This window comes from Peribacillus sp. FSL K6-1552 (assembly GCF_038005205.1).
In the GTDB taxonomy this organism is placed as follows: Bacteria; Bacillota; Bacilli; order Bacillales; family DSM-1321; genus Peribacillus; species Peribacillus butanolivorans.
The window spans coordinates 269642-287030 of sequence record NZ_JBBOST010000001.1; the positions used below are offsets into that span (position 1 = coordinate 269642).

The window sequence follows — 17389 nt, forward strand, 5'->3', positions numbered from 1 at the left end:
AAATAAGCACCAAGTACGACAAACAAAAAAATCATCCACTTTTGGTAGATTACTAAAAGAAATAATAACTATTGACTTCTTATTATGAAAGTGTTAAGATGAAATGGTCGCTGAAAAACACAGCGATTTAAAATAAGTTAAAAACTTCGCAGAAGTTGACAACTAATCAATAGCGTGTTATGATGAATAAACAAGTTGTTCGAAAGAACAACGATGAAATTGCTCTTTGAAAACTGAACAAAACAAAGCGCCAACGTTAATTTTTTAAGTGAGCACACACTATCAAAAAGCAAAATGAGCAAGTCAAACATTTCTTCGGAGAGTTTGATCCTGGCTCAGGACGAACGCTGGCGGCGTGCCTAATACATGCAAGTCGAGCGAATCGATGGGAGCTTGCTCCCTGAGATTAGCGGCGGACGGGTGAGTAACACGTGGGCAACCTGCCTATAAGACTGGGATAACTTCGGGAAACCGGAGCTAATACCGGATACGTTCTTTTCTCGCATGAGAGAAGATGGAAAGACGGCCTCTAGCTGTCACTTATAGATGGGCCCGCGGCGCATTAGCTAGTTGGTGAGGTAATGGCTCACCAAGGCGACGATGCGTAGCCGACCTGAGAGGGTGATCGGCCACACTGGGACTGAGACACGGCCCAGACTCCTACGGGAGGCAGCAGTAGGGAATCTTCCGCAATGGACGAAAGTCTGACGGAGCAACGCCGCGTGAACGAAGAAGGCCTTCGGGTCGTAAAGTTCTGTTGTTAGGGAAGAACAAGTACCAGAGTAACTGCTGGTACCTTGACGGTACCTAACCAGAAAGCCACGGCTAACTACGTGCCAGCAGCCGCGGTAATACGTAGGTGGCAAGCGTTGTCCGGAATTATTGGGCGTAAAGCGCGCGCAGGTGGTTCCTTAAGTCTGATGTGAAAGCCCACGGCTCAACCGTGGAGGGTCATTGGAAACTGGGGAACTTGAGTGCAGAAGAGGAAAGTGGAATTCCAAGTGTAGCGGTGAAATGCGTAGAGATTTGGAGGAACACCAGTGGCGAAGGCGACTTTCTGGTCTGTAACTGACACTGAGGCGCGAAAGCGTGGGGAGCAAACAGGATTAGATACCCTGGTAGTCCACGCCGTAAACGATGAGTGCTAAGTGTTAGAGGGTTTCCGCCCTTTAGTGCTGCAGCTAACGCATTAAGCACTCCGCCTGGGGAGTACGGCCGCAAGGCTGAAACTCAAAGGAATTGACGGGGGCCCGCACAAGCGGTGGAGCATGTGGTTTAATTCGAAGCAACGCGAAGAACCTTACCAGGTCTTGACATCCTCTGACAACCCTAGAGATAGGGCGTTCCCCTTCGGGGGACAGAGTGACAGGTGGTGCATGGTTGTCGTCAGCTCGTGTCGTGAGATGTTGGGTTAAGTCCCGCAACGAGCGCAACCCTTGATCTTAGTTGCCAGCATTCAGTTGGGCACTCTAAGGTGACTGCCGGTGACAAACCGGAGGAAGGTGGGGATGACGTCAAATCATCATGCCCCTTATGACCTGGGCTACACACGTGCTACAATGGATGGTACAAAGGGCTGCAAACCTGCGAAGGTAAGCGAATCCCATAAAGCCATTCTCAGTTCGGATTGTAGGCTGCAACTCGCCTACATGAAGCCGGAATCGCTAGTAATCGCGGATCAGCATGCCGCGGTGAATACGTTCCCGGGCCTTGTACACACCGCCCGTCACACCACGAGAGTTTGTAACACCCGAAGTCGGTGAGGTAACCTTTATGGAGCCAGCCGCCTAAGGTGGGACAGATGATTGGGGTGAAGTCGTAACAAGGTAGCCGTATCGGAAGGTGCGGCTGGATCACCTCCTTTCTAAGGATAAATACGAGAGCGCTTTTGTTTTGTTCAGTTTTGAATGAGTAATTCATTCAGATTCGAAAGATCTCATCACGTAGTGATGGAATTCTTTCTTCTTTGTTCCTTGAAAACTAGATAATAGATAGAAGGCAATTAATTTTTTCAAAGCATCAGTAAGATCTTTTTTAACGGTTAAGTTAGAAAGGGCGCACGGTGGATGCCTTGGCACTAGGAGCCGATGAAGGACGGGACTAACACCGATATGCTTCGGGGAGCTGTAAGTAAGCTTTGATCCGGAGATTTCCGAATGGGGAAACCCACTGTTCGTAATGGAACAGTATCTTTACCTGAATACATAGGGTACTGAAGGCAGACCCGGGGAACTGAAACATCTAAGTACCCGGAGGAAGAGAAAGCAAATGCGATTTCCTGAGTAGCGGCGAGCGAAACGGAATTAGCCCAAACCAAGAGGCTTGCCTCTTGGGGTTGTAGGACACTCAACATGGAGTTACAAAGGAACGGGGTAAATGAAGTGATCTGGAAAGGTCCGTCAAAGAAGGTAAAAACCCTGTAGTTGAAACTTCGTTCCCTCCTGAGTGGATCCTGAGTACGGCGGGACACGAGAAATCCCGTCGGAAGCAGGGAGGACCATCTCCCAAGGCTAAATACTACCTAGTGACCGATAGTGAACCAGTACCGTGAGGGAAAGGTGAAAAGCACCCCGGAAGGGGAGTGAAATAGATCCTGAAACCGTGTGCCTACAAGTAGTCAAAGCCCGTTAATGGGTAATGGCGTGCCTTTTGTAGAATGAACCGGCGAGTTACGATTTCATGCGAGGTTAAGTTGATAAGACGGAGCCGCAGCGAAAGCGAGTCTGAATAGGGCGAATGAGTATGAGGTCGTAGACCCGAAACCAGGTGATCTACCCATGTCCAGGGTGAAGTTCAGGTAACACTGAATGGAGGCCCGAACCCACGCACGTTGAAAAGTGCGGGGATGAGGTGTGGGTAGCGGAGAAATTCCAATCGAACCTGGAGATAGCTGGTTCTCTCCGAAATAGCTTTAGGGCTAGCCTCAAGATGAGAGTATTGGAGGTAGAGCACTGATTGGACTAGGGGCCCCCAACGGGTTACCGAATTCAGTCAAACTCCGAATGCCAAATACTTATTCTTGGGAGTCAGACTGCGAGTGATAAGATCCGTAGTCGAAAGGGAAACAGCCCAGACCACCAGCTAAGGTCCCAAAGTATACGTTAAGTGGAAAAGGATGTGGAGTTGCTTAGACAACCAGGATGTTGGCTCAGAAGCAGCCATCATTTAAAGAGTGCGTAATAGCTCACTGGTCGAGTGACTCCGCGCCGAAAATGTACCGGGGCTAAACGTATCACCGAAGCTGTGGATTGACACCGTATGGTGTCGATGGTAGGAGAGCGTTCTAAGGGCGTTGAAGTCAGACCGGAAGGACTGGTGGAGCGCTTAGAAGTGAGAATGCCGGTATGAGTAGCGAAAGAAGGGTGAGAATCCCTTCCACCGAATGCCTAAGGTTTCCTGAGGAAGGCTCGTCCGCTCAGGGTTAGTCGGGACCTAAGCCGAGGCCGAAAGGCGTAGGCGATGGACAACAGGTTGATATTCCTGTACCACCTATACATCGTTTGAACGATGGGGGGACGCAGAAGGATAGGGTAAGCGCGCTGTTGGATATGCGCGTCCAAGCAGTTAGGCCGGAAACGAGGCAAATCCCGTTTCCATTAAGGCGGAGCTGTGATGGCGAGGGAAATATAGTACCGAAGTTCCTGATTCCACGCTGCCAAGAAAAGCCTCTAGTGAGATGTAAGGTGCCCGTACCGCAAACCGACACAGGTAGGCGAGGAGAGAATCCTAAGGTGTGCGAGAGAACTCTCGTTAAGGAACTCGGCAAAATGACCCCGTAACTTCGGGAGAAGGGGTGCTTTTTAGGGTGAATAGCCCAGAAAAGCCGCAGTGAATAGGCCCAGGCGACTGTTTAGCAAAAACACAGGTCTCTGCGAAGCCGCAAGGCGAAGTATAGGGGCTGACACCTGCCCGGTGCTGGAAGGTTAAGGGGAGAGGTTAGCGCAAGCGAAGCTTTGAACCGAAGCCCCAGTAAACGGCGGCCGTAACTATAACGGTCCTAAGGTAGCGAAATTCCTTGTCGGGTAAGTTCCGACCCGCACGAAAGGTGTAACGATCTGGGCACTGTCTCAACGAGAGACTCGGTGAAATTATAGTACCTGTGAAGATGCAGGTTACCCGCGACAGGACGGAAAGACCCCGTGGAGCTTTACTGCAGCCTGATATTGAATTTTGGTACAGCTTGTACAGGATAGGTAGGAGCCTGAGAAGCCGGAGCGCTAGCTTCGGTGGAGGCGTTGGTGGGATACTACCCTGGCTGTATTGAAATTCTAACCCGCGCCCCTTATCGGGGTGGGAGACAGTGTCAGGTGGGCAGTTTGACTGGGGCGGTCGCCTCCTAAAGAGTAACGGAGGCGCCCAAAGGTTCCCTCAGAATGGTTGGAAATCATTCGTAGAGTGTAAAGGCACAAGGGAGCTTGACTGCGAGACCTACAAGTCGAGCAGGGACGAAAGTCGGGCTTAGTGATCCGGTGGTTCCGCATGGAAGGGCCATCGCTCAACGGATAAAAGCTACCCCGGGGATAACAGGCTTATCTCCCCCAAGAGTCCACATCGACGGGGAGGTTTGGCACCTCGATGTCGGCTCATCGCATCCTGGGGCTGTAGTCGGTCCCAAGGGTTGGGCTGTTCGCCCATTAAAGCGGTACGCGAGCTGGGTTCAGAACGTCGTGAGACAGTTCGGTCCCTATCCGTCGCGGGCGCAGGAAATTTGAGAGGAGCTGTCCTTAGTACGAGAGGACCGGGATGGACGCACCGCTGGTGTACCAGTTGTCTTGCCAAAGGCATAGCTGGGTAGCTACGTGCGGACGGGATAAGTGCTGAAAGCATCTAAGCATGAAGCCCCCCTCGAGATGAGATTTCCCATAGCGCAAGCTAGTAAGATCCCTGAAAGATGATCAGGTTGATAGGTCAGAGGTGGAAGCGTGGCGACATGTGGAGCTGACTGATACTAATAGATCGAGGACTTAACCACGCTTTAAAAAATGAAATACCTTCTTATTATCTAGTTTTGAAGGAACAACGTTCCTTTATTGTTTGGTGACGATAGCGAAGAGGTCACACCCGTTCCCATTCCGAACACGGCAGTTAAGCTCTTCAGCGCCGATGGTAGTTGGGGGTTTCCCCCTGTGAGAGTAGGACGCCGCCAAGCCATTTTGAAAAGATCAGCCATCCTTGGCTGGTCTTTTTTTGTATTATATTTATATTGGTATAATAAAGGTCTAAACACCATTGTGTTAACATAAAAGGTAGAGAATGATAACTGTAGAGAAAAATTGGATGTAGCATAGGGAAGTGTGTAGGATATAGACATACTATATCCAATGATACATTAAATTTACTTTTTATTGTTCGTGAGGGATATTTTTCTTATCTCTGTATAATCATACCTGTGTAAAGACAAATGGACAGAATTCTTCGTTTCTAAAGGGATATATGTTAAACTTAACTTAGTTCTGAAACTGTCATTGGGGGAATAGCCGATGGATACCTCTGCTAAAGATGAAATGATTTTTTCGTTTGCTGGATGGTTGAGAGACCAAGGCAAATCAGATAATACGATCAAAACGTATACTGGTGTTCTTTCACAGTTTTGTGAGCAGACACAGAAGATATTAATGGAGATTCACTCTGAGGATATTCAAGATTATCTCGATTATTTAGAAAATTGCAAGAAAAGTCCAGGGACAATTGAAAAGCATTATATTGCTCTAAATGTCTTCTTTAAATTTTTAGAAAAGCCACAGATAATGCTTTCTGTTGAGCGTAAGGTAAAGGAGCACAAGCATGAGGTGCCAGAAACCTTAAGTATCAAAGAGCAGGAGGCACTTTTAAGGGATATAGAGGCAGAGGGAAATCTGAGGAATATTGCCATCGTCTACCTATTATTACATACTGGAATTCGTGTCTCTGAATTATGCGACTTAAATAGTAGAGATGTCATCATGGATACAGATCGAAATTATATCCTTGTCCGGAACGCGAAGGGTGAAATTGATAGGGAAGTCCCACTTACAGTATCGGCTATACAACATGTTAAAAATTATCTTTATTCATTAAAAGAAAAAGCAGATCCGTTGTTTATTTCAAGTTACAATCAAAGAATCACTCCGAGATCGGTACAATATATTTTGAAAAAGTACAATGTACACCCACATAAATTACGTCATACATTTTGTCAAAGATTAGTGGATAACGGGATAGATGTACAAACCATTTCCAAGTTAGCTGGTCATAAAGATTTGAACGTCACGAAGCGTTATTTGAAAGATAAATCACTGAATCTTGAAAATGCGATAGATCAGACTTTTACCAAGCATTAATCTATATAAATTAAAAAGGAAGGGGTAACCCTTCCTTTTTTTGTTATAAAAATTGGTATTTGAGACTATGGATTGTCAGGGGATAGGGAGTCAGTTGTCTAGTTTCTGTCGGCAGGGTTGGATGAAAAGGAATACGGAGTCTGATTGATGTAGCACCCTGAAACAATTAATGATGCACAATATGGAGTCTCTTAGTGAAGCAGAAACCGAAAACTTGTAAGAATAAACTTTTAACTGTTTTATCTCTCAAGGAAGGTGAGGGTTAAGTCAATAAAACATTTTTTTAGGTTTAGAAGCCACCACATTAATAACATCGATAAGAATTATGATGTATTGGATAACGATGTGGGTTCAAATTATCAAACTAAAGAGGGTATCCCAGTATGAGATACCCTCTTGCTTGCTTACTTAGCTGTTTTTTTCTTTTTACCAATTTTCATTATTACTTCATATACTACCGGTACGATGACAAGTGTCAGCAATGTAGAACTCACTAGTCCGCCGATAACGGTAATTCCCAAACCTTGTGAGATCAAGCCACTGCCTTCTGCTCCTATGGCCAATGGTATTAAAGCACCGATCGTAGCAAGGGCAGTCATCAAGATTGGACGTAGACGGGTAGATCCCGCCTCGAGTAATGCTTCACGTGTAGATAAGCCGGATTCTTCATTTTTGATTACCCGGTCCACTAATACGATGGCGTTGGTTACAACGATACCGATAAGCATGAGCACACCCATCATGGCCGAAACGCTGATGGTCTCACCGGCAATGAATAAGCCTACTAAAGCTCCGATTACCGTGAATGGTAAGGAGAATAGAATGGCGATTGGCGCTAACCCGCCATGGAAAGTAACGACAAGGACAAAGTAAACGATAGCGATGGCTGCCAACATAGCGATTCCAAGTTGAGTGAATGATTCTTGGATATCTTCGGTTACTCCACCATAGTCTACAGTGACACTTGCTGGAAGGTCTAATTTTTCAACTTCCTTTTGTACCTCTGATGTTACTGCTGCAACATCATCCGATTTGATTGTTGCAGAAACGTCCGCGTAAATTTTTCCATCGCGACGGCTTATAGTATCGGATGCCTTGCCTTCCTCGATTTTAACAAGCTCTTTTAAAGGAATTTCCATTCCCATTGGAGAAGTAATTGTCGTATTCTCGAGATCTTTTTTATCTTCGAATGTCTTTTCTTCTGTCTCTACATATACTTTGACTTCTTCTCCATCTTTCTTAATTGTAGTTAGAACATCATCTTTGTTTGAATTTGCAATGGACATGCCAACTTGGGCGGCTGTTAATCCAAGTTCACTAAGTTTCTTCTGGTCTGTCACGAGTGTGTATTGCTCATATGCATCGGAAAGACTTGTATCGACATCTTTCAATTCTTTATTTTTCTTCATGATGTTTTGAATATCATCGATTACCGGTTCAATGTCTTTTTGTGTATTTCCATAGACATAAAGGGTCGTTTCGTTGCTTGATGTGGAAGTGAATTCTTGTTGCTTCCACGTTCCAGGAGAGTCAAGATTGGTTAAATGTTTTATGATCTTTTCTTTCTTTTCCCCGAAGTTTTCGGTGTCTTCATCATAAAGTACATAGAAGAGGGCTGAGTTACTAGAGCCGCCCATCATGCCACTCATCATGTTTTCACCTAGTGTGTATTGGACTGTCTTCACATCATCTTTATCCATTAGGTACTTTTCTACTTTTTCCGTTTCCTTTTCAATGTCCTCTTTTAATTCGCCAGGTGCTGGGGTATAAGTGACGATGATCTGCTTCTCTTCATCCGCAGGCATGAAGCTGACACCGATGCTTGGAATGAGGAATAAGCTACCGACTAATAATACTATTGCTGTACCGAATGTGATCAACTTATGGCTTAATGACCAATTCAGTGCTTTACGGTAGAATCCAGATAGCTTGCTTGGCTTTTCTTCATGTGATTTCAATTCTTTTTCGGAAAGGCCGTTTTTAAATAATGAGTCTGCCATGGCCGGTACAAGAGTGATGGCAATTATTAATGATGCGACTAATGCAAAAACCATCGTTAAAGCGAATGGCATGAATAGTTCGCCAACAGGTCCTGTAACGCTTGCTAACGGCAAGTATACAGCAACGGTTACGATTGTCGATGACAGGATAGGGATGAACATTTCCTTTGTGGCTGAGCGAATTAATTCGCCGCCTTTTAATTGTTCGCCTTTTAAAGCCATTCTTCTGTAGATATTTTCAATTACGACGATGGAGTCATCGACGACTCGGCCAATGGCAACTGTCATAGCTCCTAGTGTCATAACATTTAATGAGATGTCCAATTGTTTGAGCACCAACAGGGCTGCTAACAATGATAGTGGAATCGAAATGACAGAAATTAGAGTCGTTTTTAAGTTCCTTAGGAAAAGCATGATAACAATGACTGCAAACAGACAGCCGAAAATTGCCTTACTTATCATGGTTTCAACAGAATCTTTAATTGGTTTGGCTTGATCTAGCGTAGTATGTGCGCTTACGCCTATAAATTCTTCTTTGAAATTCGAGACTTCTTCTTGTACTTCGTCTACGATTGCAACTGTATCGGCATCCGGCGATCGGGTTACTTGAATCCCGATTGATTCACTACCGTTTGTTCTTGATATAGTCTCAGCCTTACCGGTGATTTTCACATCAGCAATGTCTGATAATTTGACACTTTGTAGTTGAGGAACTGTTGCACCAGGTGCTTGTTCAGGTGATACTTGATTGGTTCCCGGCGCTGTTTGAGTTGGTGTCTTTGTGTTAGAACCGCCTGTTAAAGGTATTTTTATGTTTTTTAAGTCTTTTAAAGTGGAGATGTTTCCATCAACAACAATTGTTTTTTCTTTATCATCAAAGTTATATAGACCAAGTGGCATTGTTACATTAGCAGCTTGGATGACTTTTTTTACGGTCTCTTCATCTAGCCCGTATTGAGCCATCTTTTCTTGATTGAATTCAAGGCTACCCTCATTTACCTGTTGTCCTGAAATTGTTACGGAAGTCACTCCGTCAATTCCTTCAAGTTTAGGGACTAACACCTCTTCGACATTTTTTGTTAGGGCAGGTAAATCCGAATCTTTATCTGTTATACTGAGTGCTACAACAGGAAAAGCGTTTAACTCTAGTTTAGATACGCTGGGGCTATCAACCCCCTCAGGTAGTTCTAATTTTTCTAATGCTTCTTTCACTTCTTTTACTGCATCGTCCATATCCGTATCATAGTCATATTGTAATTGGATTGAAGAAACATTAGCCATAGAAGAAGAACTAACTAATTCAACTCCTGATAAGTTTGTGACTTTTTGTTCAATTTGATCTGTAAGTTTATTGGCTACTTCTTCAGGTGCAGCACCAGGGTATACCGTGGAAATGCTTATTAAAGGAGTAGAGATGTTTGGAATGGTCTCTTGCTTCATGTTTAAACCGGAATATAGACCTGCTGCAACGATGATAATTGTCAGCAACCAGATTGCCAGTTTGTTTTTCAAAGAAAATTTAATGATTGAATTCAAACTTTTACCCTCCATACTTTATATTGTGACTAGTCGGTCATAAACTCAAATATATAGTATATAGATTATGAATGCAATAAATAATATTCAGTTGGTGTAACGTTGTGATTTCAAGGGTTTTGAGATACAATGTGGAAGAAATGACTCACTGGTCATCTAGGGGACAATATTTAAGAGATAGGATGAATTTGATGAATGAAAAGCATAAAATAATTATAGATAAGTCCGTAGAGATTTTCGCAGAGAAAGGTTATCATGCTACTTCCGTTCAGGAAATTACTGAAAAGTGTGGGATAGCCAAGGGATCCTTTTATAATTATTTTAAATCGAAGGAAGAGTTGCTTGTTTCAATTTTCAAATATTATTATGGTGCATTAACGGACTCGTTGCTTGATATTGAGTTAGATGATTCTTTATCCAGTAAAGAGAAATTTTTGATGCAAATCATTGTACAAATAGAGCATGTGACAGGAAATACCAACTTAATTCGAATGATGATGCAGGAACAAATGGTTCATATCAGTAAAGAGCTAGATAGGTTTTTACACTATATCCATGAAGAGGGCTTAGTTTGGTTCAAACGTAAAATAGTAGAATTGTATCCAGAAATACCGACAAACTTCCTGCCAGATTGTACTATTATGTTAGACGCACTTTTCAAAGGTTATATCGGAATTTTATTCAGAAACAGACATTCATTTGAAGTGGAGAGGCTGCCTATCTTCATTTTAAATCGGATGGATTCCATTATAAAAGGTCTACATAAAACGGACGATCCTTTATTGAAAGAATTCCCTTTAATTGAATGTTCCATACAAAAAGTGAGCCCTAAAGAGGAAATTAATTCAATCATTCGCCAGGTATTGGAAGTAGGAAAACATAAAGAAGAGGGGTTAGAGACAAGTAAAAATGTTGAAGCGTTAAAAGCAATTCAAGAGGAATTCTCTAAAGTTAGACCAAATGGCATAATATTAGAAGGACTTTTATTATTTTTAGAAAAAAACGAAAAACGAAATACCATGTGTTCTAAGCTTATCATTTTAATGAAAGATTATTTGACAAAAAATTAAAGATTTTTCTGAAGAGGCATACTGCCTCTTCTTTTATTTAAACCTTTTTCTAAATACCTCCTATATAAATTTCTTCTCATGATTATGATTAAATTTCAAAATTGATTATTAGGAAAGAGTAGGAAGAAGGTAACTTTTTATATGAGATTGAGGTCAGAAAAGGAAAAAGGGAATGTTAATTTATAATAAAAATTATGGAAATGATAAGTTTGAAAGAAGTCTAGAAGCTTAATTAAATAGCAAGTTTCGTCGATTGATGTAGGGAAGACTATGATGGTTTTGGTCCAGAAGAGTTTTATAGGCCCGAGTTTAATGCATTTCCCCATGGTCAGTCCAGGCGCTGGGTTTTTTAACGTGCCATCGTCGCAAATTCAAGCTTTCCTAATCTGAAAATCCTAACTCAGTCAGGGTTGAAGAATGTGAAGGCGGAGCATCTGAATATTGAAACAAAGGTGCCGTTTGAGGTAGATAAGTATGGAGGGAATTATAGCAAATCGCCAATGCGAATCAACGTCATTAAGCATCATCTTTCTATATTAACTCCAAATTAGGGAGAGAAAGTATTATTTAATATTAATGTGTTTTTTTTGTTTTATTCATTCCTTATTTCTGCAATTGTTTCCAAAATAAGATAAAATATAGAGTGATATTTCATTTATTGCAGGAGGAACACATATGGTGTACCAGGTCAGATTGTTAAAGGGCATTTTAGAGCCTCGTAGGAGTCGTTATCAGCTGCAAAATGCAGAAGCAGTCACACGACTTGGATGGAAATTACTATTATTATATTTTCTTAGTTTCATAGTTTTTGCTGTGGAAGGATATTTTGGCGTTGGATCGGAATCGTTTTCCAAAGAAATTGCGAAGATGGATGCTAGTGAATTTGAAGTGGGAAAGTTGTTGATAGTAGGCGGCAATATAATAGCGGGTCTATTTTACCCTACCATATACTTATTTTTATCATCTCTATTCTTTTGGATTGTTATAGATATCCCATACATAAAATTAGTAATCGTTCAAATGATTATTTTTGGTTTGCAATTATTAGAAAAGGTGTTTCTAATCCCTATATTAGTATTAATGGATATCGGAAACGATGCAAATCCTTTTTCATTGGGAGTTATCAGTCAGTACTTTCTCAGAAGTGATTACTTTATTCACTTTTTCAGTGAAATCACCATTTTTCAATTTCTGATTATTGCTCTGCAATATTTCTATTTAAAGGAATTTTCAGAACGGAATAATTATTTGGTGCTTTTAATGATTGTTCTATTCTATCTGGCCACGTGGTTTGTTAAAGCCTTTTTAGCGTACATCCAAGTGGGCGTATTTGTATAAGGTGGGTGAAAACAATGAAAAAATGGAAAATTGCAGCCGTATCAGTGGCATCTGCTGCATTAATAACCGTTAATTTTTACCTGATCGAGAAAAAAGAAAGCAAAGTGGAACGAACTGTTTTTGCTGAAAACTGGACAAAGGTAAAAAAAGATACAATTACGGATACTTTTCAAACAAAAGGGGTAATTAAACCTGTAGAAGAGTATGATATCTATTTCGATACCAAGAAAAATGATTTTCAGAAATTCCTTGTAAAAGAGGGAGATGAGGTAACGGCTGGATCTTCGTTGTTTGAATATACTACACCCGAACTGGATGCTCTCAAAGGAAATCTAGAAGCGGAAAAAACTGCCGCTGAGGGTGAAATTGTGGGGATTAATGATTACATTGATAAGTTGAAAGCTTATCAAGGAAGTTTGACAAGTAATTCTAATAAAGCAGTAATCGATAATTCGATAGAAAAGAGCTTAAATATTGATATAACAACTACCTCTTCAGACTTGATTGAAAGTAATATTGAGCAAGAAATGTACAAGCTGGAACTTGAAATAAACCGCTTGGAAGAAAAGGTTGTTATGCTGGATGCTCAATTAAGTTCAATTGAGGAGCAAAAAGGCGCGGTTGAGACGGCGAGTGAGGCTGATGGTGTTGTGAAAAATATCAATAAAAACCTGAATAATCCCATTATATCCATTGTTTCAACAAATGTGGCAATTGAAGGGGATTTCTCCGAAGAGGAGATGAAAAAAGCTGAAGTGGGCATGACTATAAAGGCAAGTTCCCCTGATTTAAAAAAGGCGTTGAACGGAACAATAGGTCGTATACATTCTTATCCAGCGGAGGAGCCATCACTAAAAAAAGATAACAGATTTCCATTTCAGGCAATGATTGAACCGGGAGATGAAGTAACTAAACCTTTGTTGGTAGGGTCAAAAGTCAATCTTACTGTAATAACCAATGAGAAAGCGGGTGTACCCTCTATCCCTGTAGAGGCAGTACATCATAAAAAACAGCCGCATGTCTACAAATTGACTAAAAAAGGCTATGTGGATAAACACTATATTATAAAAGGGCTTAAAGCAGAAGGAAAGCAAGAACTCATAAAGGGACCGGCGGTAGGTGATGTCATCCTAATAGAACCGAATAGGATTGTGAAAAATCATTCTTATTTTGTTACTCCAATTCAGTTTGAGAAGGTGAAATCTGCTAGTTATAAAAAATTCACCACTCGGGAAAAAGTGAGGTATATATTACTGGGAATGTTAGAAAAATAATCCATTTTTCATTATTCAAGAGAGGGGACATATCAATCAGTTTTATTGTTATTTATATATCCATATAACAAAATTAAGCAAAATAGAGAATGTGTTATTATAGGTAAAATGGTCACTAATACAGAATATTCAGACATTTGCAAAGGTTTTTTCTTAAAGGGACAAGAAAAAATATTTACAGAATAACATTTTTAGTATAATATTTTATTATTAAGTATTCGCTTAATCTTTTACAAGAACGGGGGACCCATTTTTGCGGATTTTTTTCGCTAGGGGTGAATTCAGAAATGAAAGGGCTTTTGTGTTTCCAATTCCTAACCCGACAGCTAACCTCGTCAGCGTCTTTAAGGGAACATGTGTGAATATTCACGCCTATAGGAAATCGACACATGAAGTGTCTTTTTTTTCGGCGTAAAGATAGAGTTTTTCAATAAAAGAAAAATTACTTTCTTTCTATTAGTATCTTGTTTCCCTTACCGAGACAAAATGTTTTTGCATCAAAGACTTTATGGAAGGTGAGGAAAGTAAATGAAGAAATTTAAATTAAGTTTAGCTAGCCAAATTTTTATTGGTTTAATTCTAGGGATTATTGTTGGTGCCATTTTTTATGGTAATGAGACGGCCCAAAACTTTTTACAGCCATTCGGAGACATTTTCCTACGAATGATTAAAATGATTGTTGTACCAATCATTGTGTCAAGTCTTATCGTTGCAGTTGCAGGTGTAGGTGATTTAAAATCAGTAGGTAAACTTGGAGCTAAATCAATATCATACTTTGTGGTGGTAACTATGATAGCGATTGTTGTTGGTCTAGTTTCCGCGAATATTATCCAGCCTGGTGTTGGTGTAAATATGGACAAGCTAGAACAAACTGATATTTCTACCTATGTTGATACAGCCGAAACTAAGCAACATGAATCTTTTGTAGATACAATTGTTCACATTGTACCATCCAATCCAATTAAAGCTATGGTAGAAGGCGATATGCTAGCGATCATTTTCTTCTCTGTTTTGTTTGGACTTAGTATTGCGGCTATCGGTGAAAAAGGTAAACCTGTATTCCGTTTCTTCCAAGGTTCAGCAGAAGGAATGTTCTACTTAACTAATATGGTCATGAAATTTGCTCCTATTGGGGTATTCGCACTTATCGGTGTGACCATCTCCAAGTTCGGTTTGGAATCTTTAATTCCATTAGGTAAGTTAGCGCTTTCTGTATACGGAACAATGATTTTCTTTGTAATTGTCGTTTTAGGCCTTATTGCAAAATTTGTAGGTTTCAATATCTTTACGTTAATTAAGCTTCTTAAAGAAGAATTAATTCTCGCGTTCTCGACAGCAAGTTCAGAGGCAGTTCTTCCGAGAATCATGGAAAAAATGGAAAAAGCGGGATGCCCGAAACATATTGCTACGTTTGTTATTCCGACAGGATACTCATTTAACCTTGATGGTTCTACATTATATCAAGCGTTAGCAGCTATCTTCATCGCTCAAATGTATGGGATTGATTTAAGCGCTTATGAACAAATTACACTAATGTTAGTGTTAATGATCACATCTAAGGGGATTGCAGGTGTACCTGGTGTATCTTTCGTAGTTCTTTTAGCAACATTAGGAACAGTTGGTATTCCAATTGAAGGTTTAGCATTTATTGCTGGTATTGACCGTATTCTTGATATGGGCCGTACAGTAGTAAACGTTATTGGTAATTCACTTGCGGCAATCGTTATCTCAAAATGGGAAGGTCAATTCAACCCTCCTGCCAATAATGAAAAACTAGAACAAGTTTCTTAATATAAAAAACCAGAGTGATATGTCACTCTGGTTTTTTTTTGTGAATTTTAAAAAACTAATTCTTATTTAACAATCCAGAAGCGGCAATCTGATGAGAAAGTGATGACATCATCGCTTTCATGGAATAATTCACTTCGGTAAAAACTTTCTAGGACAGTAAAACCTGCTTCATTGAGACAGTCAAAGACTTCCCGTTGATTAGGTATATGAAGAAAGGTATCTTTTTGTAGGGTCTTTCCAGAGGTGAAAATATCACCAAACTCATATAGCCGGTCATCCTGTTTACCTTCACACCAAATCATTTCTTCCTGCTCCCAAAAATTCAGGTAATTTTCATTTTTGTCACGGTCATGGGTGGTAAAAATGAAAATGCCATCAGGTACTAAAACACGGTTAATTTCTTTTAAAGCTAGAATGCGGTTTTTTCGTTGAGGGATTTGCATTAAACCATTAAAGGTGAAGATTGCTTTATCGAATGATGAGTTATTGAAAGGAAGGTCTGTGACGTCGCCAAGGATAAAAGGTATATCTAGGTTTTCTTCACGTGATATTTTCCGGGCTTCTTGTAGCATGGCAGGAGTTAAGTCGAACCCGGTTATCTTATGGAAACCTTGTCTATATAAGGAAAAGGTGGTTCTTCCTGTACCACAACCGATATCAAGGATTTTGTCATCTTGGGAAAAATATTTCTCGAATGCATACTTTTCAGATTGCCACAGGCCTATCTTTTTCGTTGCATCGGCATAAAGGGGAGCGGCTTCATGAAAAGAATTAATGATAAAACCTTTATCAATTTTATCCATCGTCATTCCTCCAAACCTTTATTTTTACTATAATATGGTTATTTATTTTTGTCGAGCTTGGATCTATCTTATTTAAATTAAAGGCTGAACTTTTTACATGGTAAGAAATAAAGGCATATATCTTTCACTATGATGTCATAAATGCAGGTGTGGATTTACATTCTTAATTATATAACCTTCGTGAAATCCAAAAAGTTTGATAAAATAACACTAATGATTGAAAGGATCGGAGGGGATAAGGTTATGAAAAATGAAAGTAATGATATTTTATATATGCATATGCAGGCTTCCGAACGGTTTGTCCTTTTTAACGGTCTTACTTTTCAAGAGTTTGCCTTCTCACTGCCATATACCTTGAATTCCATCTTATTATTGAAACATCAATTCGATGGTGGGGAATATAATTTGAATGTTCTGCTTGAAAGCGTATCATCTGAAGATATTTCTAAACTCCTTAAAGAGAATGTTCGAGGGTATGGGGATTTCTGTTGGATCGATTTTGAAGAGGCAGACGGATTAGATGAATTAGAGGGGAGGGAAATATCGGAACTTTTATATTTAGGGCATACGAAAAATCATTTGGAGCCTCCTTTTTTTCGTAAACTGAATAATCAGTTCGTGTATCTTGCTCAGGATGACGGCTGGTTTAATAAAATTTATTTTCGTTCTCTTTCGACATATTATAATATGTTAGGGAGTCTAATTCCATTGAAGCTGGAGCCGTTAAAAGTGGAAAGAAATTGGTTGAGGATCAGAAAGAAAAAAGAATTAACTGCTATTCCCATAGATATCATTACTGCCTTGGCCCCTATTCTGGCAGAGGGTCTCATTTTTTCATTCAGGCATGTTAAGTACTCAAGGACTAAGATTGAGGTTCCGGCATGGGTTGTGGGGGATTATTTAAACATGGATGAGATGTATGACGACTTTTCTGATAGAAAAATAAAAGAACCTGATGTCTTTATCACCTTTCATCGAAAGGAAAAAGTATGGGAGAGTGTTATAAAAAGCAACTCATTCTCATAATCCCTCGAAAGTTGACTGGGGTTACATAGAAGGAATTTTTTGCACCCTTGATATATATGAGGTTTTTAGGTGTAAAAATTACTATCCCATGCATAAAGTAATTAATGGTCTATATTATCATTGGAAAACCACCAATGATAGAAGTTTCACTTTTCCCCGCATCAACAGGCTGTAAAGGTAATAAAAAAGGGGGAAATTCGGGTCAACAGCCTGTAAATGCCCGATTGGTTC

8 protein-coding genes, 3 rRNA genes and 1 riboswitch are annotated in these 17389 nt (G+C 40.5%); of the genes, 9 read left to right on the forward strand and 2 right to left on the reverse strand.

The annotated features are described in order from the left end of the window. The first annotated feature begins 312 nt into the window (after positions 1-312). From NST21_RS01385 to NST21_RS01400, 4 genes are all read left to right on the forward strand, one after another. Positions 313-1864: ribosomal RNA gene (locus tag NST21_RS01385) — 16S ribosomal RNA — on the forward strand. Positions 1865-2039: 175 nt separating this feature from the next. After that, positions 2040-4972: ribosomal RNA gene (locus NST21_RS01390) — 23S ribosomal RNA — on the forward strand. A 61-nt stretch (positions 4973-5033) separates the two neighbouring features. Next, positions 5034-5149 (forward strand): 5S ribosomal RNA (rrf, locus tag NST21_RS01395). Together the 16S, 23S and 5S rRNA genes form the textbook arrangement of a ribosomal RNA operon. 331 nt (positions 5150-5480) lie before the next feature. After that, positions 5481-6320 (forward strand): tyrosine-type recombinase/integrase, encoded by an 840-nt coding sequence (locus NST21_RS01400; RefSeq protein ID WP_340887371.1) that lies wholly within the window; start codon positions 5481-5483, stop codon positions 6318-6320. Between the two features lie 404 nt (positions 6321-6724). Here the strand turns inward: NST21_RS01400 and NST21_RS01405 are convergent, their stop codons facing one another. Continuing rightward, positions 6725-9856 carry an efflux RND transporter permease subunit gene (locus NST21_RS01405; protein ID WP_340887373.1) on the reverse strand — a complete coding sequence of 1044 codons (3132 nt, stop codon included), beginning with the start codon at positions 9854-9856 and terminating at the stop codon, positions 6725-6727. A 191-nt stretch (positions 9857-10047) separates the two neighbouring features. On the opposite strand from NST21_RS01405, the gene NST21_RS01410 reads away from it, so the two are divergent. The 4 genes from NST21_RS01410 (at position 10048) to NST21_RS01425 (ending at position 15329) form a co-directional block, all read left to right on the forward strand. Further along, complete coding sequence (locus NST21_RS01410) at positions 10048-10926, forward strand: TetR/AcrR family transcriptional regulator (RefSeq protein WP_340887374.1); 879 nt, start codon at positions 10048-10050, stop codon at positions 10924-10926. Positions 10927-11601: 675 nt separating this feature from the next. Continuing rightward, positions 11602-12264: a hypothetical protein gene (locus NST21_RS01415; protein WP_340887376.1), complete on the forward strand. Its 663-nt coding sequence runs from the start codon at positions 11602-11604 to the stop codon at positions 12262-12264. Positions 12265-12278: 14 nt separating this feature from the next. Next, positions 12279-13538, forward strand: a complete 1260-nt coding sequence (locus NST21_RS01420) for an efflux RND transporter periplasmic adaptor subunit (RefSeq protein ID WP_340887377.1) — start codon at positions 12279-12281, stop codon at positions 13536-13538. 209 nt (positions 13539-13747) lie between these two features. After that, positions 13748-13894, forward strand: a riboswitch (cyclic di-AMP (ydaO/yuaA leader). Between the two features lie 172 nt (positions 13895-14066). Further along, positions 14067-15329, forward strand: a complete 1263-nt coding sequence (locus NST21_RS01425; protein ID WP_340887379.1) for a cation:dicarboxylate symporter family transporter — start codon at positions 14067-14069, stop codon at positions 15327-15329. Positions 15330-15391: 62 nt separating this feature from the next. Here NST21_RS01425 and NST21_RS01430 read toward each other — a convergent pair whose 3' ends face one another. After that, the gene (locus NST21_RS01430) at positions 15392-16132 is read right to left on the reverse strand and encodes a class I SAM-dependent methyltransferase (protein ID WP_340887381.1); all 741 of its coding nucleotides are present in this window, start codon (positions 16130-16132) and stop codon (positions 15392-15394) included. Positions 16133-16375: 243 nt separating this feature from the next. Here NST21_RS01430 and NST21_RS01435 point away from each other — a divergent pair, with 243 nt between their 5' ends. Continuing rightward, positions 16376-17158 carry a hypothetical protein gene (locus tag NST21_RS01435; RefSeq protein ID WP_340887382.1) on the forward strand — a complete coding sequence of 261 codons (783 nt, stop codon included), beginning with the start codon at positions 16376-16378 and terminating at the stop codon, positions 17156-17158. Positions 17159-17389 lie beyond the last annotated feature (231 nt).